At 42.3% G+C, this 22,662-nt stretch carries 24 protein-coding genes; 21 read left to right on the forward strand and 3 right to left on the reverse strand.

Annotated elements, in window-relative coordinates:
- Positions 1–2 precede the first annotated feature (2 nt).
- The 5 genes from I2503_RS00365 (at position 3) to I2503_RS09835 (ending at position 2,019) form a co-directional block, all read left to right on the forward strand.
- A complete protein-coding gene (locus I2503_RS00365) occupies positions 3–506 on the forward strand; it encodes a hypothetical protein (protein ID WP_196966647.1) in 504 nt (167 codons plus the stop codon).
- A 216-nt stretch (positions 507–722) separates the two neighbouring features.
- On the forward strand, positions 723–974 hold the full coding sequence (locus I2503_RS00370; RefSeq protein WP_196966648.1) for a hypothetical protein: 252 nt from the start codon (positions 723–725) through the stop codon (positions 972–974).
- Between the two features lies 1 nt (position 975).
- On the forward strand, positions 976–1,446 hold the full coding sequence (locus I2503_RS00375) for a hypothetical protein (protein WP_196966649.1): 471 nt from the start codon (positions 976–978) through the stop codon (positions 1,444–1,446).
- Between the two features lie 109 nt (positions 1,447–1,555).
- Positions 1,556–1,687, forward strand: a complete 132-nt coding sequence (locus I2503_RS09740; RefSeq protein WP_282097714.1) for a hypothetical protein — start codon at positions 1,556–1,558, stop codon at positions 1,685–1,687.
- Between the two features lie 152 nt (positions 1,688–1,839).
- Positions 1,840–2,019, forward strand: a complete 180-nt coding sequence (locus I2503_RS09835; protein WP_348769616.1) for a hypothetical protein — start codon at positions 1,840–1,842, stop codon at positions 2,017–2,019.
- A 285-nt stretch (positions 2,020–2,304) separates the two neighbouring features.
- Here the strand turns inward: I2503_RS09835 and I2503_RS00380 are convergent, their stop codons facing one another.
- The 3 genes from I2503_RS00380 to I2503_RS00390 form a co-directional block, all read right to left on the reverse strand.
- Positions 2,305–2,436, reverse strand: a complete 132-nt coding sequence (locus I2503_RS00380) for an integrase (protein ID WP_196966650.1) — start codon at positions 2,434–2,436, stop codon at positions 2,305–2,307.
- 87 nt (positions 2,437–2,523) lie between these two features.
- A complete protein-coding gene (locus I2503_RS00385; RefSeq protein ID WP_196966651.1) occupies positions 2,524–3,573 on the reverse strand; it encodes a zinc-dependent alcohol dehydrogenase family protein in 1,050 nt (349 codons plus the stop codon).
- Between the two features lie 138 nt (positions 3,574–3,711).
- Positions 3,712–3,882 (reverse strand): DUF3042 family protein, encoded by a 171-nt coding sequence (locus tag I2503_RS00390; protein ID WP_196090836.1) that lies wholly within the window; start codon positions 3,880–3,882, stop codon positions 3,712–3,714.
- 68 nt (positions 3,883–3,950) lie between these two features.
- Between I2503_RS00390 and miaA the strand changes: the two genes are divergently transcribed.
- From miaA to I2503_RS00470, 16 genes are all read left to right on the forward strand, one after another.
- Entirely contained in the window at positions 3,951–4,835 is an 885-nt protein-coding gene (gene miaA / locus I2503_RS00395) for a tRNA (adenosine(37)-N6)-dimethylallyltransferase MiaA (protein WP_196090837.1), read from the forward strand.
- Positions 4,828–6,066, forward strand: a complete 1,239-nt coding sequence (gene hflX / locus I2503_RS00400) for a GTPase HflX (protein WP_196966652.1) — start codon at positions 4,828–4,830, stop codon at positions 6,064–6,066. Before miaA ends, hflX begins: the two co-directional genes overlap by 8 nt.
- Positions 6,059–6,712 (forward strand): cystathionine beta-lyase, encoded by a 654-nt coding sequence (locus tag I2503_RS00405; protein ID WP_196966653.1) that lies wholly within the window; start codon positions 6,059–6,061, stop codon positions 6,710–6,712. The genes hflX and I2503_RS00405 overlap by 8 nt, the downstream gene beginning before the upstream one ends.
- Positions 6,694–7,623, forward strand: coding sequence for a ribonuclease Z (rnz, locus tag I2503_RS00410; RefSeq protein WP_196966654.1), 930 nt, complete (start codon positions 6,694–6,696; stop codon positions 7,621–7,623). The genes I2503_RS00405 and rnz overlap by 19 nt, the downstream gene beginning before the upstream one ends.
- 14 nt (positions 7,624–7,637) lie before the next feature.
- A complete protein-coding gene (gene recJ, locus I2503_RS00415) occupies positions 7,638–9,875 on the forward strand; it encodes a single-stranded-DNA-specific exonuclease RecJ (RefSeq protein WP_196966655.1) in 2,238 nt (745 codons plus the stop codon).
- An 87-nt stretch (positions 9,876–9,962) separates the two neighbouring features.
- Positions 9,963–10,475 (forward strand): adenine phosphoribosyltransferase, encoded by a 513-nt coding sequence (locus I2503_RS00420; protein WP_196090842.1) that lies wholly within the window; start codon positions 9,963–9,965, stop codon positions 10,473–10,475.
- Positions 10,476–10,595: 120 nt separating this feature from the next.
- Positions 10,596–11,276: a DnaD domain protein gene (locus tag I2503_RS00425; RefSeq protein WP_196966656.1), complete on the forward strand. Its 681-nt coding sequence runs from the start codon at positions 10,596–10,598 to the stop codon at positions 11,274–11,276.
- Positions 11,273–11,914 carry an endonuclease III gene (nth, locus tag I2503_RS00430; RefSeq protein WP_196966657.1) on the forward strand — a complete coding sequence of 214 codons (642 nt, stop codon included), beginning with the start codon at positions 11,273–11,275 and terminating at the stop codon, positions 11,912–11,914. The genes I2503_RS00425 and nth overlap by 4 nt, the downstream gene beginning before the upstream one ends.
- A complete protein-coding gene (locus I2503_RS00435) occupies positions 11,915–12,592 on the forward strand; it encodes a tRNA (adenine(22)-N(1))-methyltransferase TrmK (RefSeq protein ID WP_196966658.1) in 678 nt (225 codons plus the stop codon).
- Complete coding sequence (locus I2503_RS00440) at positions 12,582–13,376, forward strand: Nif3-like dinuclear metal center hexameric protein (protein ID WP_196090846.1); 795 nt, start codon at positions 12,582–12,584, stop codon at positions 13,374–13,376. The genes I2503_RS00435 and I2503_RS00440 overlap by 11 nt, the downstream gene beginning before the upstream one ends.
- 10 nt (positions 13,377–13,386) lie before the next feature.
- Positions 13,387–14,196 (forward strand): ZIP family metal transporter, encoded by an 810-nt coding sequence (locus tag I2503_RS00445; protein WP_196966659.1) that lies wholly within the window; start codon positions 13,387–13,389, stop codon positions 14,194–14,196.
- An 18-nt stretch (positions 14,197–14,214) separates the two neighbouring features.
- Complete coding sequence (locus tag I2503_RS00450) at positions 14,215–15,111, forward strand: alpha/beta fold hydrolase (protein ID WP_196966660.1); 897 nt, start codon at positions 14,215–14,217, stop codon at positions 15,109–15,111.
- A gap of 88 nt (positions 15,112–15,199) precedes the next feature.
- Positions 15,200–16,534, forward strand: a complete 1,335-nt coding sequence (gene brnQ, locus I2503_RS00455) for a branched-chain amino acid transport system II carrier protein (RefSeq protein ID WP_196966661.1) — start codon at positions 15,200–15,202, stop codon at positions 16,532–16,534.
- Between the two features lie 85 nt (positions 16,535–16,619).
- A complete protein-coding gene (locus tag I2503_RS00460) occupies positions 16,620–17,780 on the forward strand; it encodes an exonuclease SbcCD subunit D (RefSeq protein ID WP_196966662.1) in 1,161 nt (386 codons plus the stop codon).
- Positions 17,777–20,881 (forward strand): SMC family ATPase, encoded by a 3,105-nt coding sequence (locus I2503_RS00465; RefSeq protein ID WP_196966663.1) that lies wholly within the window; start codon positions 17,777–17,779, stop codon positions 20,879–20,881. Before I2503_RS00460 ends, I2503_RS00465 begins: the two co-directional genes overlap by 4 nt.
- 110 nt (positions 20,882–20,991) lie before the next feature.
- Entirely contained in the window at positions 20,992–22,359 is a 1,368-nt protein-coding gene (locus I2503_RS00470) for an FAD-dependent oxidoreductase (protein WP_196966664.1), read from the forward strand.
- The last annotated feature ends 303 nt before the right edge of the window (positions 22,360–22,662 follow it).

Below are 22,662 nucleotides of genomic sequence, written 5' to 3' on the forward strand. Positions count from 1 at the left end.
CTATGAAAAATCTACTTGATTTTATAAAGGCGGTTGGTCAGGATGTCAAAGAACTGAAAGCCAGCGCTTCGCCTGAGAGATACGGCCCTACAGGTTGGTTCCTGGATCGCTCTGTTGATCCATGGCAGTTTCGATTTGATAATGGTGCTAGCTTGACTCTTGGGAATGTAGACCAGCGAGCCTACATCTATCCAGATGGTTCGCCGGTTACAGAAAAGAAAACATCTGAATATCGGGTGATTCTGACTCTTATGCGGGTGGCCAACGGCTCGGTGACTGTGGCTGACTTGCGTGAGGCTGGTTACGTGGCCCGTTTCTGGAATTTGGCTAAGGTAACAAATCCAGTTCGGGATGCATCTGGCTGGGATTTCTCTAAAGCCATGTACAATGCTGGAGATGGGAGTGGACCATCTCGTCGCAGTCAACACATTTTGATTCGCTGTTACTATGAACTCGGTATCTTCACAGAAGAAGATATTTTGAGTTTTGGTGCGGTGAAGAAATAACTAAAATAAACGTTTTTGAGTATACGAACACCCCTCTGGAGAAATCCGGAGGTTTTTTTGCGTAAGTTTAAACCGCATTTATGTGAAAGAAATTATCGAAAAAGTAGAAAAAAATTATCAAAAAGCTAGAAAAAATTCTAGCAAAGCGATATAATTTTTCTAGAGTTAGCGAATAGATTAAGTGATTAGGAGTGGTGCTTTATAGAATATTTGAAGTTGTTTACAGACTTTTTTGGGATTTCCGTCCCAATTGGAGCTGTTTTGTTAGTTCTAGGATGTTTAGGAGGAGCTTTTTTAAAGTTACATATAGAACAAAGAGAGGATTTCAAACTCGCTAAAGAAGCATTCAAAGATATTATGAGTCACTTAGAAAAGCAATTTCAAGAAAAGGACAAACGGATAAAACGTTTGGAGTCGATGCTAGATCCGAGATTGGGACAAGAATCCAAGAAAACAAGGAGGAAATGATATGGTAACATTTATTTTTACCGCTTTCTTTTTGGCATTGATTTTTGTAATGTATAGGAGAGAATCACAAATAGATAAGGAAGTCATGGCTGAAGCGGTGATAGATATACATAGTCATGAGAGATACTTGATAAGAGAGGAAGCGATGGCTATTGCCGATAAATACCCTGTTTTATCAATGGTCGCCTTATCATTTGCTGATACCGAGGTATCTTTCACTTCAAAAGAAACCATGGAAAACGCAAAGCCAATAGACAGAACTCAAACAGAAATGCTCAAGTCAGAACTAAAAACTATACTTGACAAAGAAGATGTTTCTGCTGCGAGAGTGGCTAATTGGTATATTATGGCTTGTGTAATTGTTAAATCCAACAAGTCAAAAGAGAGTCTTGCTGAAATCAGCGATAAATCTAGAAAAATTTCCAAGAATCAGTACGATAAAGTTATAAGCGAAGGGTTATGCATAGCCTAACCTCTCCCCTCCCGCGCGGAGGGCTTTTTTATTGCAATTTTTCCCAAATATCGCTTGACAGTATCTACTACGTTTAGTATAATATAATTAAAGAAAGGAGGAAAAGTAAATGTTAGAACTACTAAAAAACCTAGCAGATGAAGAACTCGCAATTCCAATCATCGTGCTAGGTTTGGTCAGAGAAGCTCGCTTATGGCACAAACAAGTGCTTGAACACAAGCGGGAACTCAATAAGAAGTAAGAGAAAGGGGCGGAAGCCCCACCTCTTATTTTTAGTATATCACATTTACTTGACAATAATATGATTTATTTATTTTTACTTATCATCGTTTCTTTTGTTGTTAGAAACTGCTATAAACTATATTTAAAGAAGAAGTTTGGAGGTAAGAATTAGTGCCAGTATCAGAATCTCAACAAAAAGCAAATCAGAAATGGGCAGAGAACAATAAGGAGCGTCGTTCCTACCTCAGTTCCCGCTCCAGCGCTCGGAGTTTCATCCGGAACAAGGCCACCCTTGAAGACCTGGACGAACTCACTCAACTTATCCAAGAGCGCAGAAATATGTTACAATGAATAAAATTAATGGAAAGGACCATTGATTTTCTAACGCCAGCCACTCCGAGCAGGGGTGGTTTTTCGATTCAGTCCCCAAAACAGACCCTTATTGTAAAATAGATGATTATACCGCTGTTTTAGAAACTCCCACCGGCTCCATTATAGGTTTTTATAAATTTTTAAAACTTTCTATATATTACTAGAAATCTTGATTTATCAAGGTTTTTATTTTTCTTTTCTAAAACATTCTTATTTGTTCTTGTATATTTTTGAAAAAGTCCGACCCAATTTCCGACCTAAAAACTAAAAATCTACGTAGGAAGAAAACATCTCTCCGATTTCATCTTTTGCCTGCATGCTGATATGGGTAAAGAGATTGCTATTGGTTTTCATATCAAAGTGTCCCAAAGGTGCTGGATTTGCTTTAGGGTTCAAAAGTAATTGTTCATCCTTTACTTTTAGGATATCGAAAATGAAAAGCAGGGATTTTCTTTTGTCCCTGCTTTTCATGTGTGCTGTATGTTAGGAGAGATTGTTTTTCACGATGACTTTTAAGGCGTTTTCTCGGCTAGCGTTTTTAAAGGTATCATAGGCTTGGTCAAAGTCTGATAGGTTGTAGTGATGTGTTACTAGTAATTGAGGATCCATTTTCCCGGATTGAATGACTTTCAAGAGCATGTCAGTAGTGTTTGCACTTACTAAGCCAGTTGAAAGCGTAATATTTTTAATCCAGAGTTTCTCCAGTTCAAAATTGACGGGTTTGCCATGGACACCAGCATTCGCAATATGACCACCGATGGCTATAATTTTTTGACAAATATCAAATGTTTGAGGATAGCCAACACATTCGATGGCAACATCGACCCCACGTCCATCGGTTATCTCCAGAATCTGTTCTTGTATCTCTGTAATGTTACTGGATTGAATCGTAGTAGTGGCACCCATTTTCTGAGCTTGTTCTAGCCGATTGGTATCTAAGTCAATCATAATCAATTGAGCAGGTGAATAAAATTGGGCAGTGATTAGAGCAGCTAGTCCCACTGGGCCAGCACCGACAATTGCAACTGACTGTCCAGGTTTGATGTGGCCATCTAAGACTCCAATTTCAAAACCTGTTGGTAGAATGTCACTTAACATAACCAAAGCATCATCGGAAACTGTTTCTGGTGCATGGTAAAGGCTGTTATCGGCGTGAGGGATTCGAACATACTCTGCCTGTGTTCCATCAATGAGATGCCCTAGAATCCAGCCGCCATCTTCACAGTGAGCTTGAATGTTTTGTTTGCAGTAATAACATTTACCGCAAGAGGTGATACAGGAAATGAGGACTTTATCACCTACTTTAAAATTAGAGACTGCTGAACCAATTTCCTCTACAATACCGATTCCTTCATGTCCCAAAGTCGTACCTAAAGGAACTTCAGGAACATCTCCTCCGATAATATGTAAATCAGTTCCACAAATTGTAGTCTGAAGTATTTTAACAACTGCATCCGTAGCCTTTTGGACTTGTGGTACATCTTTTTCGATGAGAACGTTGTTGCCTTCTCCTTGATAAACCATTGCTTTCATAGGGAACCACCAATTGATATTCTTAGTACCATTATATTGCAAACGCTATCATTTTTCAAAAGATATGAGGCTCTGACTTGTAATTTGTATAGTGAGCAAATATAGAAAAAGAGGCTGTGAATTCCAGCCTCTTTTGGATTAGTGGGATACGCGTTTGCGGGCAGCTTTTTTACGGTTTTCTTCGATGAAAGCTGCTTTTTGTTCCTCAGGTTCAATGATGGTTTTGTGGACTGCGTAAACAGCTCCTGCAACAGCAGCTGCAGTTCCAAGGATTCCAGTCAAAAGACCTTTACCAAAATTGTTTGCCATAAGTCTATCTCCTTTTTCTGTGTTATAATATATGGTACAGAAAATGGAAGAATTTTTCAAGGAAAAAAATGAAAACCAAGTTAATTGTTATCATGGGGCCAACTGCGGTCGGAAAGTCTGCTCTGGGGATTGAGTTGGCTCAGAAATTTAATGGGGAGATTATCTCAGGGGATAGTCAACAGGTTTATCGTAGTCTGGATATCGGAACTGCCAAGGTTACTCGGGCTGAACAGGAATTGGTTCCCCATCATTTGTTGGATGTGAGAGAAGTCGATCAGGGGTATTCGGCTTTTGATTTTGTTCAAGAAGCTACAATCAAGATTGAAGAAATTGCCCAAAGAGGTGCCCTACCGATGATTGTAGGTGGGACAGGTCTCTATTTACAAAGTCTTCTGGAAGGGTACCATCTAGGAGGACAGTTGGATCAAGCGGCCCTCTTGGCCTATCGACAAGAACTTGAAGCTTTAGAAACGGAAGCTTTGTACGAGCTGGTAAATCAGAAGGGGATTTCGATTCGCGAAATCAATCGGCGTCGTGCCACCCGAGCGCTGGAGTTAGATAAGTTTGGTCAAGACTTGGTCAATCAGGAACAGGATTTTGAAGCCCTTTTGATTGCCTTGGATGATGATCGAGAGGTCCTGTACCAGCGGATTAACCAGCGGGTTGATGAAATGGTTGAGGATGGTCTATTAGAGGAAGCTCGTTGGCTTTATAACAACCATCCGCAAACTCAAGCAGCTCGTGGAATTGGCTACAAAGAGCTTTTTCCTTATTTTGAAGGAGAAACCAGCTTAGAATCTGCCCTTGATACTGTGAAGAAGAATACCCGTCATTTTGCCAAGCGGCAGTTGACTTGGTTTCGCAATCGCATGAAACCGAATTTCTTTCTGGTTTCGACACCAGACTTTAAAGATGAGATTCAGAAATTGGTCGAGGATTTTTTAAATGATTAATACGGAAAAAGAACAAGAACGGGTTCTCTTAATCGGTGTAGAATTACCTAAAATGGACCATTTTCTAATGTCCATGGAAGAGTTAGCTCGCCTTGCCCAAACGGCTGGTGCCAAGGTTGTACGAGAAATTGTTCAAAAACGGGAGCGGATTGATGCCAGGAGTCTGATTGGTAGTGGTAAGGTAGAGGAGATTAAGAACTGGATTGAAGCAGAAGAAATAGATAGTGTGATTGTAAATAATCGTTTGACTCCTCGTCAAAACAGCTATCTGGAAACCCAATGGGGAGTGAAGGTCATTGATCGAATGCAGTTGATCCTAGATATTTTTGCCCTAAGAGCCAGATCTTATGAGGGCAAATTGCAGGTTCATCTAGCCCAACTTCAATACCTATTGCCACGCTTAGTGGGACAGGGGATTATGCTCAGTCGACAGGGGGGAGGGATTGGCTCCCGAGGTCCTGGTGAAAGTCAACTAGAACTAAATCGTCGGGCTGTACGGAACCAAATTACGGATATTGAACACCAGTTAAAGGCCGTTGAAAAAAATCGGAGCCGAATTCGCCAAAAGCGTTTGGAAAGTCCGGATTTACAGATTGGTTTGATCGGTTACACTAATGCGGGCAAGTCCACCATTATGAATATTCTTGGAGAGAGTCCCCAGTATGAGGCTGATGAGCTTTTTGCGACCTTGGATGCGACAACCAAAAAAATCCATCTTGATCAAAATTTACAGGCAACCCTGACAGATACAGTTGGTTTTATCCAGGATTTACCAACTGAGTTAGTAGCCAGTTTTACGTCAACATTGGAAGAAAGCAAACATGTGGACTTACTTATCCATGTTATTGATGCCAGTGATCCTTACCATGAGCAGGAAGAGGAGACTGTGCTTGCTTTGATGCAGGAATTAGAGATGGATCAGATTCCACGGATTACTCTTTATAATAAGTTGGATCGAATTGACGATTTTGTACCGACCCTCAACCCTTCTAGCAGCATTTCAGCCTATTCTCCTTCCGCCAAAGAGGAACTTAAAGAAATCATTCTCAATAAATTGAAGGTTTTATGGCAGCCCTTTGAAATTCGTTTGCCGCTGTCAAAACAGTACAAGTTACATGAATTAGAAGAACTAGCCTTGATTGGTAAACGCGAATATGATCAAGAGGGATTAACTGTCTCAGGTTGGATTGCGGAAAAAAATAAATGGAGATTAGAAGCCTTTTATGAATAAATGGATTGAACGTGCGATTAGTTTGGGAGGCTATACGTCTCTGGATCGCAACTATCTAGAACACGTTTTACAAGGGAAGACAGATAGCGAGATCCTAGCCTGGATTACTCCTCCCCCAAGTGTTTTGAATGCTTACTTTGCAGAGTTATATCAGAAGAAGGGTCCTAAAGAGGCTATGGATTACCTGTTAGAAATGAGTCGGGCCTTTGACCTCTTTCAAAAAGAGCCCACATTTGTGGAAACAAAGCCGTTTATTCGTTTGAATTTGTCTGGTAAGGCCTACGGATTGGCTCTGCTTGATGAAAGTGGTCTGGGACAGGTATTCCCTCAAATGGAAGCAGCTGTAACACCTGCATTGCTTTTGGAAATTGCGACTATTTTTCCAAACCACCTAGTTGGACATGTTGAAGGTCGTATCATCTTACGTCCACAGGTGACACAGGATATTAGGAGTGAAGAGGCCTTGACGCCATTAACAGATCGGTTGATACTAAATGATGGCAGTCAGAAAATGGTTTCCTATAGCCAAGAAGATTTACTTGAACAATTAATGAAACAAGAAGTTGAAACTCTCCTCTGGTATGGTTCCAAGGAACGTCAGCTTACAGTAGTAATGGAGGAGAAAGAATGGAATTACAATTTTTAGGGACCAGTGCGGGTCAACCCTCAAAAGCCCGAAATGTTTCCAGTTTGGCCCTAAAACTTTTAGATGAAATCAATGAAGTTTGGCTTTTTGATTGTGGGGAAGGGACACAGAACCAGATTCTTCATACCAGCATTCGACCACGCAAGGTCAGCAAAATTTTTATTACGCACCTGCATGGCGATCACATATTTGGTCTGCCTGGTTTCTTGTCCAGTCGGGCTTTTCAAGCCAACGAAGAACAAACAGATCTGGATATCTATGGTCCGGTGGGGATTCGAAGCTATGTTTTAAATAGTCTTCGTCTTTCCGGCTCCCGTCTCCCTTATCGTATTCATTTTCATGAATTTGATGCCAAACAGCTCGGATTGATGATGGAAACAGACCAGTTTAAAGTCTATGCGGAGGCCCTTGATCACAGTATTTTCTGTGTGGGCTACCGGGTTATTCAAAAGGATTTAGAAGGAACGTTGGATGCCGAAGCTTTGAAGCAAGCAGGGGTTCCTTTCGGTCCTCTATTTGGAAAAATCAAAAAAGGGGAAGATATTACTTTGGAAGATGGTCGTCTGATAAAAGCTAAGGACTATCTCTCACCACCTCGGCCTGGGAAAGTGATTACAATACTCGGTGATACTCGCAAGACCAACGCGAGTGTCCGCCTGGGAGTCGGCGCTGATATCTTAGTTCATGAAGCCACTTATGGCAAAGGGGATGAAAAATTGGCACGCAACCATGGCCACTCCACCAATATGGACGCTGCTAAAGTCGCTAAGGAAGCCGGTGCGAAGCGCCTTTTATTGAACCACATTAGCCCACGCTTTTTGGCAAAAGACATTAGTCAAATGCGGGATGACGCTGCTAGTCTCTTTTCCAATGTCCATGTTGTCAAAGATTTAGAAGAAATTCCACTGTAGAGTAGGGGATCTAAATGATAGAAGCAAAATACGATTGGCAATTTCGGCCAAAAGTAGAAGATCAGGATTTTATCGCGGAAGCCAAAACGTTTGGTCTGGAAGAATCCGTTGCGGATCTCCTTTACCAACGTGGGGTTCAAAGCAAGGAGGCGCTTGAAGCTTTTCTAAAGCCAAATTTAGAAGATCTTGCCGATCCTTTCCTTTTTCACGATATGGAAAAAGCTGTGGCCCGAATAGAAGAGGCGATTCAGAATGGGGAAGCGATTCTGGTTTATGGGGATTACGATGCTGATGGCATGACCAGTGCTTCCATTATGAAGGAAGTTCTGGAGGAAATGGGAGCAGAGGTTGAAGTTTACCTCCCGAATCGATTTACGGATGGGTATGGTCCCAATAAGAGTGTCTATAAGTACTTCATCGAAAATCAGAAGATTTCTCTGATTATCACTGTTGATAATGGGGTGGCTGGTCACGAAGCCTTGGAGTATGCGAATGAGGTTGGAGTAGATGTCATTGTAACGGACCACCACGCGCTGCCAGAAGTCTTGCCACCTGCCTATGCGATTATTCATCCGGAATTACCTGGAGATCCGTATCCTTTTCATCATTTGGCAGGCGTTGGAGTGGCTTTTAAACTGGCTTGTGCCCTGGTCGGGGATGTGGTGCAAGATTTCTTAGATCTAGTTGCCATCGGGACCATCGCAGATATGGTTCCCTTGGTCGGTGAAAATCGTATTCTAGTGTCTTACGGTCTGAAGATTTTGCAACAAACCCAGCGGATTGGCTTGCAGGAATTGGCTGCAGTCGCTTTGCTCAAGCTGGATGAAGCTAACGAGGAAACGGTTGGTTTTCAGATTGCTCCTCGCTTGAATGCTTTGGGACGTCTAGATGATCCAAATCCAGCCTTGGAGCTTCTAACGGGCTTTGATGACGAGGTGGCTCATGAGCTAGCCCAGATGATTGATGCCAAAAATACGGAACGCAAGGAGCTGGTACAAGCGATTTATGAAGAGACGCGTGCGCAACTAGATCCTGAGGCCAAGGCACAAGTCCTAGTTCATGAAGGTTGGAACCCGGGAGTGTTAGGGATTGTCGCTGGTCGACTGTTGGAAGAGACGGGGCAACCTGTCATTGTTCTGAGTAGTGATGGTGAAAAGGCTAAGGGGTCTGCACGTAGTCCTGAACGCATCCATCTTTTTGAAGCTTTGGATCCACATAGAGAGTTATTTGTCGCCTTTGGGGGACATGCAGGTGCGGCAGGAATGACCTTGGCATTAGAGAAGGTACCAGCCTTAAAAGCGGTTTTGGAAGATTACATTGCCAATCTTGGCTTGGATCCAAAGGATAAACCTGCCTATCAAGTGGATGAAACCTTAGATTTACAGCATTTAAGTCTAAAAACGCTGGAGCAATTTCAGCAACTAGCTCCATTTGGAATGGAGAATCGGCAACCCGTTTTTTATATTTCTGATTTTCAAGTGGAAGCTAGCAGAAGCATGGGGCAAGGAAATGCCCATCTTAAACTAAAGATTTCCCAAGGGGAGTCTGCCTTTGAGGTTGTTGGTTTTGGCTATGGAAACTTGGCCTTAGAGTTCTCACAGGCTAAAAAGCTCCAACTTCTAGTAACCTTGGCTGTAAATCAGTGGAATGGACAGACTAGCCTTCAGCTCATGATGGTGGATGCCAGGATTGACGGTCTCCAACTCTACAATATTCGTTCAGCAAAATTGCCACTCCCTGATTCTGTTCCGGTTCTGGAGTTTACGGAGGATTTTCCAGCTAATGTTCCGCAAGCAAGGGCTTATGTCTTAGACCAACTTCCGGAAATAGTGGAGCCCTTAGCACGGTTTATCCAAGAACGGAAACCACAGGTTTTTTATTTCAAAAACACCATCAAGGAAGCTTATTATCTTACGGGTGTTGGAACGAGGGATCAATTTGCCTTGCTGTATAAAACGATCAAGCAGTTTCCAGAATTTGATGTTCGTTACAAATTAAATGAACTGGCGACTTATTTGAAAATCCAACGTCCACTCCTCATTAAGATGTTGCAAATTTTCCAAGAATTGGAATTTGTGACCATTGAGGATGGGATTCTGAAGGAAAATCCGAATGCTGCCAGACGATCCATCGAGGAGAGTCAGATTTATCAGAATTTGAAAGAGTTGGCTCATTTCCAAGAAAAAATGGCTTTGGATTCAGTAGAAGATATCTATGATTATTTGCTTCATTTTCCGCTGGAGACTCTATAAGCCTGGATTTATTTGTGACTGACTTCTAGCTATTCTACTTGAAGTATGGTAGAATGGATTGTAAAACATTTTGATAGAAAGTCGATTATGAACTTAAAAGATTATATTGCTACAATTGAAAATTATCCGCAGGAAGGGGTAACCTTCCGTGACATCAGTCCTTTGATGGCGAATGGAAATGCTTACTCTTACGCCGTCCGGGAAATTGTTCAATACGCGACTGATAAGAAGATTGATATGATTGTAGGACCTGAAGCTCGTGGATTTATTGTGGGCTGTCCAGTTGCCTATGAACTTGGAATTGGTTTTGCACCTGTCCGTAAGCCTGGAAAACTTCCACGCGAAGTGATTTCTGCAGATTATGAAAAGGAATATGGACTTGACACTCTTACCATGCATGCAGACTCCATTAAACCAGGTCAACGTGTCCTCATTGTTGATGATTTATTGGCAACAGGTGGGACTGTTAAAGCGACCATCGAGATGATTGAGCGTTTAGGTGGTATTGTTGCAGGCTGTGCATTCCTAATCGAATTGGATGACTTGAATGGTCGCGAAGCCATTGGTGATTACGACTATAAAGTTCTCATGCATTATTAATGTTGATCTTCTTGAAGGAAACTTCAAGAAGATTTTTTTCGTCCGCATCGAAAAAATGTATAATAGAGAGTATGGAATGGGAATATATTCTCAGTAGAAAAAATCTAGTAAAGGAGCATTATGGCTTATTACCAAATATACCAGACGGGACAGCTAGTCCTGCCGGCCTTTCTTTTTGAACAATTAGGAAACTTATTTGGGTCTGCGGAAGAATTTCTGGTGTGGCAGTTGGCCTATGTAGAAAATGCGACCAAAGGGGCCAGTATTTCTATCGATGAATTGGCTAAGCGCTCGGGTTTGGAGAGGGAAACGATACGAGGGTGTTTAAATAGTTTGATTCAATCGGGTTCTCTTCGCTTCCAAGAGACCAGCAACCAGGAAGGAAAAGGAGGGCTCTATTATGATGCAACGCCTCTGTTTGAACGACTAGATCAAATGGCGGCCGATTTAGAAAAAGGACAAGAACCTAAAAGTGAAGCACAGGAGTTTAAAGATCTCTTGACCTTCATACAGGAATCTTACGGTCGCTTATTAAATCCTATTGAAATTGAAGACCTTCAGAAATGGGCACGAGATTTTTCGGTTGTGTTAATCAAAGAAGCTGTTCGAGAATCAGTCTTGAATGGAAAGACCAGTTGGCGTTATTGGCAAACAATTCTCCGCAATTGGGTGAATGAAGGAATTCAAACAGTGGAACAGGTGAATCGACGTCGTGAAGAATGGAATTTACAGAAAACACGTAAAATCTCAGCTAGCGAGGAATTTAAAAACAACGTAAATTTGTGGAGGTTGGGGGAATGATTGGACGGGTTAAATTAAAGCGTATTCTAGATATCATTGCGGACATGTTTCCAAATGCTCGTGGGGAATTGGAGTATGAGACGCCCTTTCAACTGTTGATTGCGGTCATTTTATCAGCTCAAGCAACCGATAAATCCGTTAATAAGATCACACCCGGTTTGTGGGCCAAGTACCCAGAAATTGAAGACTTAGCCAAGGCCCCCTTACCGGAGGTAGAAGAGACCATTCGTCATATCGGTCTTTACAAATCCAAAGCCAAAAATATTATTCGCACAGCGCAGGAAATCTTAGAACGGTTTGATGGCCAAGTCCCCAAAACTCATAAAGAATTAGAATCCTTACCGGGGGTTGGGCGAAAGACGGCCAATGTCGTTCTGGGGGAAATTTATCACATTCCAGCTATTGCGGTCGATACCCATGTCAGTCGGATTGCTAAGCGGCTGAATATCTCGGCCCAGGATGCCAGCGTCGAGCAGATTGAACAAGATCTCATGGCTAAAATCCCTAAAAAAGATTGGATTGCGACCCATCACCGTTTGATTTTTTTTGGTCGTTATCATTGTACTGCCCGAAAACCTAAATGTGAGACCTGCCCTGTCCAGTCTCTCTGTTATTATTATAAAAATTTGGAGGAATAAATGTCCTTATCGAAACGTTTAGACCTTGTGTCTAGTTTTGTTAGTTCTGGAGCAAAAATTTTAGATGTGGGGAGTGACCACGCCTATTTGCCCATTGCCTTGATCAAAAGGGGGATAATCTCCGCTGCCATTGCAGGCGAAGTCGTGAAAGGTCCTTACCAGTCGGCTTGTCAAAATGTTCAAAAGGAAGGCTTGAGTCAGCTGATCCAGGTTCGACTAGCGTCAGGCTTAGATGCCATGAATGCTGAGGATGAAATTGAGGAGATTGTTATTGCCGGAATGGGAGGGAGACTGATATCTACCATTTTGGATCAAGGTCAATCCAAGTTACAGGGAATCCAGTCTCTTATCCTTCAACCCAATAACCGAGAAAATGAATTAAGAATCTGGTTAGAAAAGCATGGCTATCATATTACAGCCGAAGAGATTTTGGAAGAAGCTGGAAAAATTTATGAGATTCTAGTAGCAAAGCCGGGGAAGATGGCATTGAGTTGGAAAGATCAAACCTTTGGTCCTTATCTCTTAAAAAATAAATCAGAAGTGTTTTATAAAAAATGGTTGAAAGAGGCTGAAAAAATTGAAGGACTTCTGGTTAAAATTCCTGACGAGCATGAAGAAGAGAGATTGGAATTAGCTCAAAAATTAGCAGCAATAAACGAGGTGTTAGATGAAAGTTAGAGATGTACTTAAACGATATGAGGCCTTTTGTCCGCCAGAATTGTCACTGGAAGGTGACCAGGTTGGATTGCAGATTGGATCGTTAGATAAGGATGTGAAACGGGTGATGGTCACCTTGGATATTCGTGAGCAAACTGTCCAAGAGGCCATTGCCAACCAAGTGGATCTGCTGATTGTCAAACACGCGCCGATTTTTCGTCCCATTAAGAACTTGGTTTATGATCAGGGAATGAATGGGATTTATGTGGATTTAATTAAGGCAGATATTGCAGTCTATGTGTCCCATACCAATATTGATGTTGTCGAAGGAGGGTTGAATGACTGGTTCTGTGACTTGCTTGGAATTACACATGTAGAACCTCTGCATGAAACTCTTCCTGGCCAGGGTATTGGACGGATTGGGGATATTGAGTCGATGGAATTTCAAGATTTGGCTCTTAAGGTCAAAGAAACTTTCCATTTGGACAGTGTCCGTTTAGTTGAGTACCCAGGTTACATAGATACTCCCGTTACCCGTGTTGCCATCTGTGGAGGAAGCGGTCAATCTTTTGCCAAGGATGCTTTGGAAAAAGGGGCAGATGTTTTGATAACGGGAGATATCTATTACCATAATGCTCAAGACTTCTTATCCCAAGGTTTACGGGCTATCGATCCTGGTCACTATATCGAAATCCTTTTTGTACACGGTGTTTCAGCACTCTTTGAGCGTTGGTCCCAGGAGGAAGGATGGGAATTGGACATTCTTGGAAGTCGGGTTTCCACCAACCCTTTTTACCATCTCTAGGAGGTAATTTATGGAATGGTTAGCCCAACAACCTGTAGTCTGGTTAGCTTTTGGAGCAGGTCTCTTTACCTGGTTTTGTACGGCCCTTGGTGCCTCTGTTGTTTTCTTTTTTAAAGATGTTAATCGTAAGGCCTTAGATACAACTATGGGATTTGCCGCTGGGGTCATGATTGCCGCTTCTTTTTGGTCTCTTTTATCACCAGCTTTGGAATTTGCGGAGCCGACTTATGGCAAACTGAGTTGGTTACCCGTAGCGATTGGATTTTTAGCAGGTGGTTTCTTTCTCCGGTTAGTGGATATGATCATTCCCCATATTCATCTGAGTCAAAAAGAAGTCGAAGGTTTGCAGCCTAAGAAGCGTTTATCCCGGACAGCCCTACTTTTTTCAGCCATCACCATTCATAATTTTCCTGAAGGATTAGCCGTTGGTGTTGCCTTTGGAGCCATTCAAGATGGAAATACAGCAGCTCTAGTCTCAGCCATTGGTCTAGCTCTAGGGATTGGCCTGCAAAATATTCCCGAAGGTGCTGCCCTCGCAGTCCCTATTCGGACAGAAGGACGTTCCCGTTGGTCGGCTTTTGTTTGGGGAGCTAATTCTGCTATCGTAGAACCGATTGGATCCCTTCTGGGAGCTATAGCCGTTTTAGCCATGACCTCCCTGCTTCCCTATGCTCTTTCTTTTGCAGCGGGTGCCATGATCTTTGTCGTCGTCGAAGAGTTAATCCCTGATTCTCAAAATAACGGACATACAGACCAAGCAACCTTAGGACTCATGATTGGTTTTGTTTTAATGATGATTTTAGATGTGGCTTTAGGCTAAAAGAAAAAGGAGGCTAAGATGAAAAAAATTGGTTTCCTACTGTGCCTAATCGTCATTGGCATCAGTCTTATTTGGGCAGGGGGAACTCAAGCACCAGAGCTAGATAACCAGGTCCAGGAAGAAAAAGTTGCCATTACTCTTCCCAAAACCAATTATCGAATGGAGGAACGGGATATCCGGGATGGAGCGCGCAAGTTAAAGGGACGCCTCTATATTCCGGACAGTAAGTCAAAGGTTCCCTTAGTTATTTTTGCCCATGGTTTTAATGGTTCTTATCGACAAGGGCGGGTTTATGCCGAATTGCTGGCAGCTCGTGGTTACGCTGTCTATACCTTTGACTTTGTGCATGGTGGCCCCAAAAGTCAAAGCAGTAGCAATGCCAAGGAGTTAACGGTGACTAGTCAAGTTGAGGACCTGAAGAGTGTACTAGATGCCAGTGAAAATTGGTCGGAAATCATACCGGATCAAACTAGCATCCTTGGTATTAGCCAAGGCGGTCTGATTGCCAGTCTGGTTGCTAGTCAGGAACCCAAGCGTATCCAGAGTTTACTTCTGATGTATCCAGCCTTTATTATTAGTGAGTTACCGCATCAGGTCTATGATTCTTTTGAGGAAATTCCAGAGGATACAAAGATTTTTGATCAGTTTTCGATTGAGATTAGCCCCAATTATCTTTTAGATGTTTGGTCCGTCAACATTTATCAGGAGTTGGCCAAGTACCCTGGTCCGGTTTTAATTCTCCACGGGAATCAGGATGAGATTGTCCCATTTTCCTATAGCGAAAAAGCTCGCACTTATCTGAAAAATGGTCAAGTTCAGATTATTGATGGGGCAGGTCATGATTTTTCAGGAGACTATTTTCCGACTGTAAGCTATCCGATTCTTAAATTCTTGCAAGACAATCAAACAGAGTAAGAAAAACCACTTTAATTTTCTGTAAACTATTGTCAAAGCTTTTAAAGTCCTATATAATAAGGCACATATTTAGAAAAAGGAGATGTTTATGGTAAAAAAAGGTGCCTTAACGGGGCTTCTTTTGTTCGGGATCTTCTTCGGAGCTGGTAACTTGATTTTCCCACCGGCTCTTGGAGTCTTGTCTGGACAAAATTTTTGGCCCGCAATTTTTGGTTTTGTTGTCTCGGGAGTTGGTTTAGCTGTGCTGACGCTGATTATTGGAACTCTAAATCCCAAGGGTTATGTTTATGAAATTTCCAAGAAAATTTCACCAGTCTTCGCGACGATTTATTTGGTAGCCCTATATCTGGCAATTGGTCCTTTCTTCGCGATTCCACGGACTGCGACGACAGCTTTCAGTGTTGGAATTGAGCCTTTATTAAATGGGTTTAATCCAAGTCTAGCACTCTTTATTTTCACAGTCCTGTACTTTGGAGCTGCGTACCTGATTGCTTTGAATCCTTCCAAAATTTTAGACTCAGTTGGTCGTATTTTGACACCGATTTTTGCCCTCTCCATTGTTCTCTTGATTGTTCTTGGGCTGGCTAACTTTAGCCAAGCACCTCAAGCAGCGGTTGATGGCTACGCAAGCGCAGCATTTGGAACTGGTTTCCTGGAGGGTTATAACACACTTGATGCTTTGGCTTCTGTAGCCTTCAGTGTAATCGCCGTACAAACCTTGAAACAATTAGGGTTTTCTAGTAAAAAAGAATATATCTCAACAATCTGGATTGTTGGTTTGGTTGTAGCCTTGGCCTTCAGTGGTCTCTATATCGGACTTGCAAGGTTGGGGAATTCCTTCCCTGTTCCAGCAGATGTAGTGGCCAATGCCGAAGTGAATAAAGGGGTTTATGTTCTAACGAATGCAACTCAACAAGTCTTTGGTTCTGTAGGTCAGTTTTTCTTGGCCTTCATGATCACTATGACCTGCTTCACAACAACAGTTGGTTTGATTGTGGCTACGGGTGAATTCTTTAATTCTCGCTTCCCACAATATTCTTATAAAACTTTTGCGACTGCCTTTACCTTCATTGGTTTTGCGATTGCAAACCTAGGCTTGAACACCATCATTACTTTCTCACTACCTGTATTGATGATTCTTTACCCAATCACGATTGCCCTAGTTTTGATTGTGATTGTGAACAAATTCCTACCACTTTCAAAACGTGGGATGCAAGTGACAGTTGGATTGGTGACCTTGGTTTCCGTAGCGGAGGTTCTCGGATCTAGTCTAGGTATTACAGCTTTAAGTAATCTTGTAAGTAGTCTGCCATTCGCAGCGGCTTCAATGGCATGGACAACACCTGCCCTTGCTGGTTTACTGCTAGCCTTGGTGCTCCCAGATAAGCAGGAAGCCGAAGTCTTTGACATGGAAAACCTATAAATTTAGATTATCACGGTAAGTATTTGTTTACCGTGATTTTTTTTGCTATTCTTGAAGGAGCTTTGGATGGGAAGGAGTTCTTTGAATGAAATTTTTACACACAGCAGATTGGCATATTGGTCGCAAACTTCACGGCTATTCCTTGTTAGAGGAGCAGTGGTCGGTTTTTCAAAAGCTCAAAGATGTAGCTCAGAGGGAAAAGGTTGATGCAATTATCTTGGCGGGTGATCTGTTTGATGTATCTACGCCACCTGTATCTGCAACCAAGGCCTTGGATCAGATGCTCTATGAATTGAATGTGGAATTAGGCCTCCCTCTCTTTATTGTTTCCGGCAATCATGACGGTGCCAATCGTCTTCAATTTGGGACTCGTTGGATGAAACAAGGCCAACTTTATCTGGCCACGCAAATTGAACAAGCCTTAGAACCCATTGATTTTGGGGACTTTCAAATTTTTCTCCTTCCTTTTTTTCACCCCAGTGATGCCCGTCGTTTTTATGGGATTTCTGAGGAGAATAAAAGCCAAATGGAGACCATCCGTCAGGCTATGGAACGACTGGTTAAGGACATGGAGGCGCTGATCAAGCCGGATAAAAACCCAATTCTCATTAGTCATTTTTATGTTGCTGGTAAAGGAAACGAGGACTATCAGCTAATCAGTGAAGGGAAGTCTGAGATTGGGGGGCTCAACCATCTACCAACTAGTCTTTTTTCCAATTTTAGCTATGTCGCTCTAGGGCATCTGCATTCCCACCTCTCCAGTCCAAGTGAGAAGATTCGTTACTCGGGTTCCTTGTTGAAATTTGCAGTTGATGAACATTGGCAAGAAAAAGGAGTGCTGATTTTAGATTGGCAGCCTGAAGAGCTGGTGGTTACGTTTAAAGCTCTTCCAAGTTCAAAGGACATCCGTCTGATTTGTGGAACCTATGAGGATATCACCGCAAAAAACTTTGTGGCCAAGATTCAGGCTGAAGGGCCTGCCTACTACAGTATTCGACTTACTGAAAAACCTCAAGTAATTCGCAATTTAAGGGATTCCTTGGCCATCTTTTATCCAGATATTCTGGATATTCGCATCCAAGAAGAAGCGAAGGAAGTCAGAAATAAGGTCTGGATTCAGGAACGTTTAGAATCTCCCATGGAGATCATCCATCAATTTTTTCAGGAACAGACGGGGCATGAATTAAGTCAGCAACAAGTAGACTGGGTTGAAGCCAGTCTTTTAGAAAGGAAGGAGGAAGTATGAAGCCGATTCGCCTAGAAGCCAAAAATATTGGCCCTCACGCCCATCTAGATCTAGACTTCCGTGATTATGCGGATAGCCTCTTTCTAATCTCAGGTGATACGGGGTCTGGGAAAACAACCATCTTTGATTTGTTGGTCACAGCACTTTACTACAACAATGCCCAATTTAAGATTGGAGATAAGCGCTTTATCGATTTGCGGAGTGAATTTGCGTCCTTTTCTCCCAAAGAACCATCGAGTGTCCTTTTGGAGTTCAGCCATCGAAATCGGGTCTACCGTGTGGAGAGATCTTGGACTCCCAAACGAGTTACTTGGGACTCCGAAAGGCCGTTTAATAGTCTTTTTCGGGACCAACATCTTTTCTCTGAGGTTCAAGATGGCCACTTGGTCGGACCTAGTTACACCAAGCTTGCGGAGGTGACCCAAGCTATTGAGGACCTACTGCACTTGAACAAGGACCAGTTTCAGCGTATTTTACTCTTACCTCAGCATAATTTCAAGCGCTTTTTATTAGCCAATTCCAAGGAGAAGGAGGAAATTCTCCAAACTCTTTTTGATGTCGATTCCTATCACCTTTTAATTGAAACTTTAAAAGAAAAACGGAAACAAGACCGCCAGAAGATTGAAGCCAGAGACTTGGAAATGGTCGTACTTGCCCGCAGCGTGGTGGGAGAAGAGGCAGCCCTTTTGGGACCAGATCAAATCCAGGAGGCAATGGCAAAGGCTCTTCAATCTTTTGACCAAGAAAAAAATGTTCAAGGTCAAAGGATCGAGACATTGGAGGCGCAGGTTCAGGAAGTATCTGCAGAACTTAGGGCTTGGGAGAGCCGACTGGAATGGGAGCAGAATCTCAAGGAGCAGCAAATTCTGCAACGAGATTTATTGGCTTCCTATCCAACTTATGATGAGGATAAGAAGGAACTGACTCTCTTGGATCAATTGGAAGAAGGGCAGATTCTCTTAGACCGGCAGGAGCAATTGGATAAGCAAAAAGGAGTCTTGGCAAGAACCCAGGAGCAACTAGAGCAGGAAAAGTTGAATTTAGAGACTTTAAGCAAAGAATTTAGGGCAGAAGTAACGCGACTTGATCAGGTAGATGAAGAAGAACTTCGTCAGCAACTAATAGATCTGGAAAAGAAGCATCAGAAACTCCTAGAAGCTCGGCAACAAACCCAGCGGATCGCAAATAAGCAAACTGAACTTGCAAATCTTCAAGCAGACCAGAAAGAATACCAAGAGTTGCTTGAGCAGAATCAGGAAGGATTATCTCAGATTGACAGGAACCTACAAGAATTGAATCAGGAGTCTGCTTCTTGGTCTCAGCTAATGGGCTATCAGCAGCTGTACCATCAGCTTCGTCAACAAAATCAGAAACTGGAAGATAGAAAACAGGAATGGGCAAGTTTGAATGTGCAGTTGGAAAAGATTCAAACCCAAATTTCAGATTTAACAAGATCCAATCAAGAGCAAGATCTCGAAGCTCTTCAGAAACAAAGACTGACTGTGGCTTTGAATATGGTCCGCTCGCAAGTTCACGTCGGTGACGAGTGTCCAGTTTGCCAGAATAGAATCAGTGTGCTCCCTGTGGATCGGGAGATGGAGAGTGACGAAGACTTCCTTCAATTAGAAATTGCCTCTCACGAGAAACAGCTTGAACTGTCTCATTTGCAAGAATCTCGGGCTAGTTTGGAGAGCAACCTGACAATAGTGATGGATGAGGTAAAAACGGAGGAAGTAGCTTATCGGTCTCAGTTCGAACAATTGACCTCTCAGTTAGAACTCGAAGCATCTAGTTTAGAAGAGCTGGCGAAAGCCCTTGAAAATTACCAAGAAACCCTCGAGATTCAGGCAAAAAGGGCAGAAGAATTAAGAGAAGAAAGAGAGGGTGCACTGGCACTTCAAAATACCTATTCGCTTAAACTTCAAGAGCTTGGACTGAGCATGGACCAGGCCCACCATCAATTGCAGGAATGGGAACAATCCTTAGGTGAGCTGAAGGAACAAGTTGAAAGTCAGAGTCTTGAAGCACTTGAAGAGAAGCTCGAAAAGCAAAAACGAGCATTGAAAAACCTTCAATTAGGCAAGAAAAATCTTTCGCGCTTAGAACTGCAATTAACAGCTCAGAGACAGGCCTATGAAACCAAACAGGAACAACTTGTTGAACAGGTCCGTGCTTACGAAGAGACTCGTTCTCAGAATAAAAAGGTAATGAAACAATTACAGGCAGAGGTCTTACCGGCTGCCGATTGGACTGAATTTCTGGAAATCCTTCAGGGAATATCTAAACGGAGTGAATTACGGCGGCGATTGACACAATTTGAGGCTCAATTGCAAGAGGTGCGAATGGAGCTAACGCGATTGGAGGCAAACGAACCTGACGCTGTTCAACTCGAGAATCCTCAGAAAAGGCAAGCTTTGCTTGCACAATTAGAGTCTGAACTAGAATTGAAGAGTGAAACACTTGTTCTGCTGCAGAGCCGTATTGATCATGCCCTAGAGATTGAAAAACAACTGGAGAATTTGAATCAGAATCAAGTTGAAAGCAATCTACTCTTTAGCCAGTTGGATCAATTGGTGCAAGTTCTTAGTGGTCAGACAGAGAGTCGTTTAGACATTAAAGCTTATGTCTTGCAGCATTATTTTAAGCAGATTGTGGAAGTTGCAAATGACCGTTACTATCATGATTTTTCCCAAGGACGCTACCAATTTGTTCTCAAAAACCAAAAATCCTCTGGTCGAAGTCTCGCGGGATTGGATTTAGATGTTCTGGACCAAGAAGTGGGCCAGTTAAGACCTGTTTCCACACTTTCGGGCGGGGAAAGTTTTCTCGCAAGTATGGCTCTTGCCTTAGCTACGTCTGATGTGATTCAAGAAAGTAAGGGTGGAATAGAACTAGAAGCCCTCTTTATTGATGAAGGTTTTGGAAGTCTAGATCAGGAGACTCTTTTGGTTGCCTTGGATGTTTTGGAGAGCCTAGGTCGTAACGGTCGCATGATTGGTCTGATCTCTCACGTAGAAGTTATGAAACAGGGAATTTCCAAACAGATACTTTTAGAGAAGCGAGGTTCTGGCCGCAGTTCTGTTCAGCAAGTTTCCTTATAATCTCTGAAATTTTTCACGATTTTTTTCAATAGTAGAAGGGCAAAGATTTGAAAACGCTGTCAGATTGTGGTATACTGATATCGAAAAAAATTAAAGGTAGGACTCGAACTATGAGTAAAATTGTTGTCATTGGTGCTAACCACGCTGGTACAGCTTGTATTAACACAATGTTGGATAACTTCGGTGATGAGAACGAAGTAGTTGTTTTTGATCAAAACTCCAATATTTCCTTCCTCGGTTGTGGAATGGCACTTTGGATTGGAAAACAAATCGACGGTCCAGAAGGTCTTTTCTATTCTGATAAAGAAACTCTTGAAGCTAAAGGGGCTCGCATCTACATGGAATCTCCAGTTCTTTCTGTAGACTATGATAAGAAAGAAGTAACGGCCCTTGTTGATGGCAAAGAGCACGTTGAATCATATGAGAAATTGATTTTTGCAACTGGTTCCCAACCAATTATTCCACCAATTAAAGGAGTAGAATTGGTCGAAGGAACTCGCGAGTTCAAAGCAACCCTTGAAAACCTTCAATTTGTAAAACTGTACCAAAACTCTGCAGAAGTAATTGAACGTCTTGAAAACAAAGATATTAAACGAGTTGCTGTTGTTGGTGCAGGTTATATCGGTGTTGAGTTGGCAGAAGCCTTCGAACGTGTTGGTAAAGAAGTTGTCTTGATTGATATTGCTGAAACTTCCTTGAATGGTTACTATGACCGCGAACTATCAGATATGATGAATAAGAACTTGGAAGATCATGGAATTCGTTTGGCTTATGGCCAAAAAGTTCAAGCAGTTGAAGGAGATGGCAAAGTTGAGCGCATCGTAACCGATAAAGAAACCTTCGATGTTGACATGGTTGTCTTGGCTGTTGGTTTCCGACCAAATACAGAACTTGGAGCAGGCAAAATCGAACTTTACCAAAACGGTGCCTTCCTTGTTGATAAGAAACAAGAAACAAGCATTCCGGGTGTGTACGCAATTGGTGACTGTGCAACCATCTATGACAACTCTCTTGGTAAACCAAGCTACATCGCCCTTGCTTCAAATGCAGTTCGCTCTGGTATCGTAGGTGCCTTTAACGCAACTGGTCATGAACTTGAAGGAATTGGTGTTCAAGGTTCAAACGGTATCTCTATCTACGATCTTAAGATGGTTTCAACTGGTTTGACTCTTGAAAAAGCTAAAGCAGCTGGTTTCGATGCTGTTGAAACAGGTTTCAACGATCTTCAAAAACCTGAATTCATTAAACACAACAACTATGAAGTGGCGATCAAGATTGTTTACGATCGTACAACTCGTCAAATTCTTGGTGCACAAATGGCTTCGAAAGAAGATATGTCTATGGGAATTCACATGTTCTCTTTGGCTATCCAAGAGCATGTAACCATTGATAAGTTGGCCTTGACGGATATCTTCTTCTTGCCACACTTTAACAAGCCATACAACTACATCACAATGGCTGCATTGACTGCCGAATAAAAGAGGTATTGAAAAAGACTTGGGATTTTCTCAAGTCTTTTCATCTGTTTTAGAAAGTTTCAAAAACGAACTTTCTGCTGATCTGGATTCAATATCGTTGACAATTTTCGGACAATTCTGTATAATATTTCCGGAAAGGTCGGTTTTAATACTCAAAACAGTTCGAAATATGAAACGAATTTTAATTCAGGAATTGGATTGAAATTTATAGATGATGAAGCAAGCATCGCTTGCCATCAATCCGATGAAGACAGGACTTAGGGTTCGGCGAAGAGGATTCACACATTCAGATTTTGAAATGTA

The sequence above is a fragment of the Streptococcus sp. NLN64 genome, from assembly GCF_015831295.1.
Lineage (GTDB): Bacteria > Bacillota > Bacilli > Lactobacillales > Streptococcaceae > Streptococcus.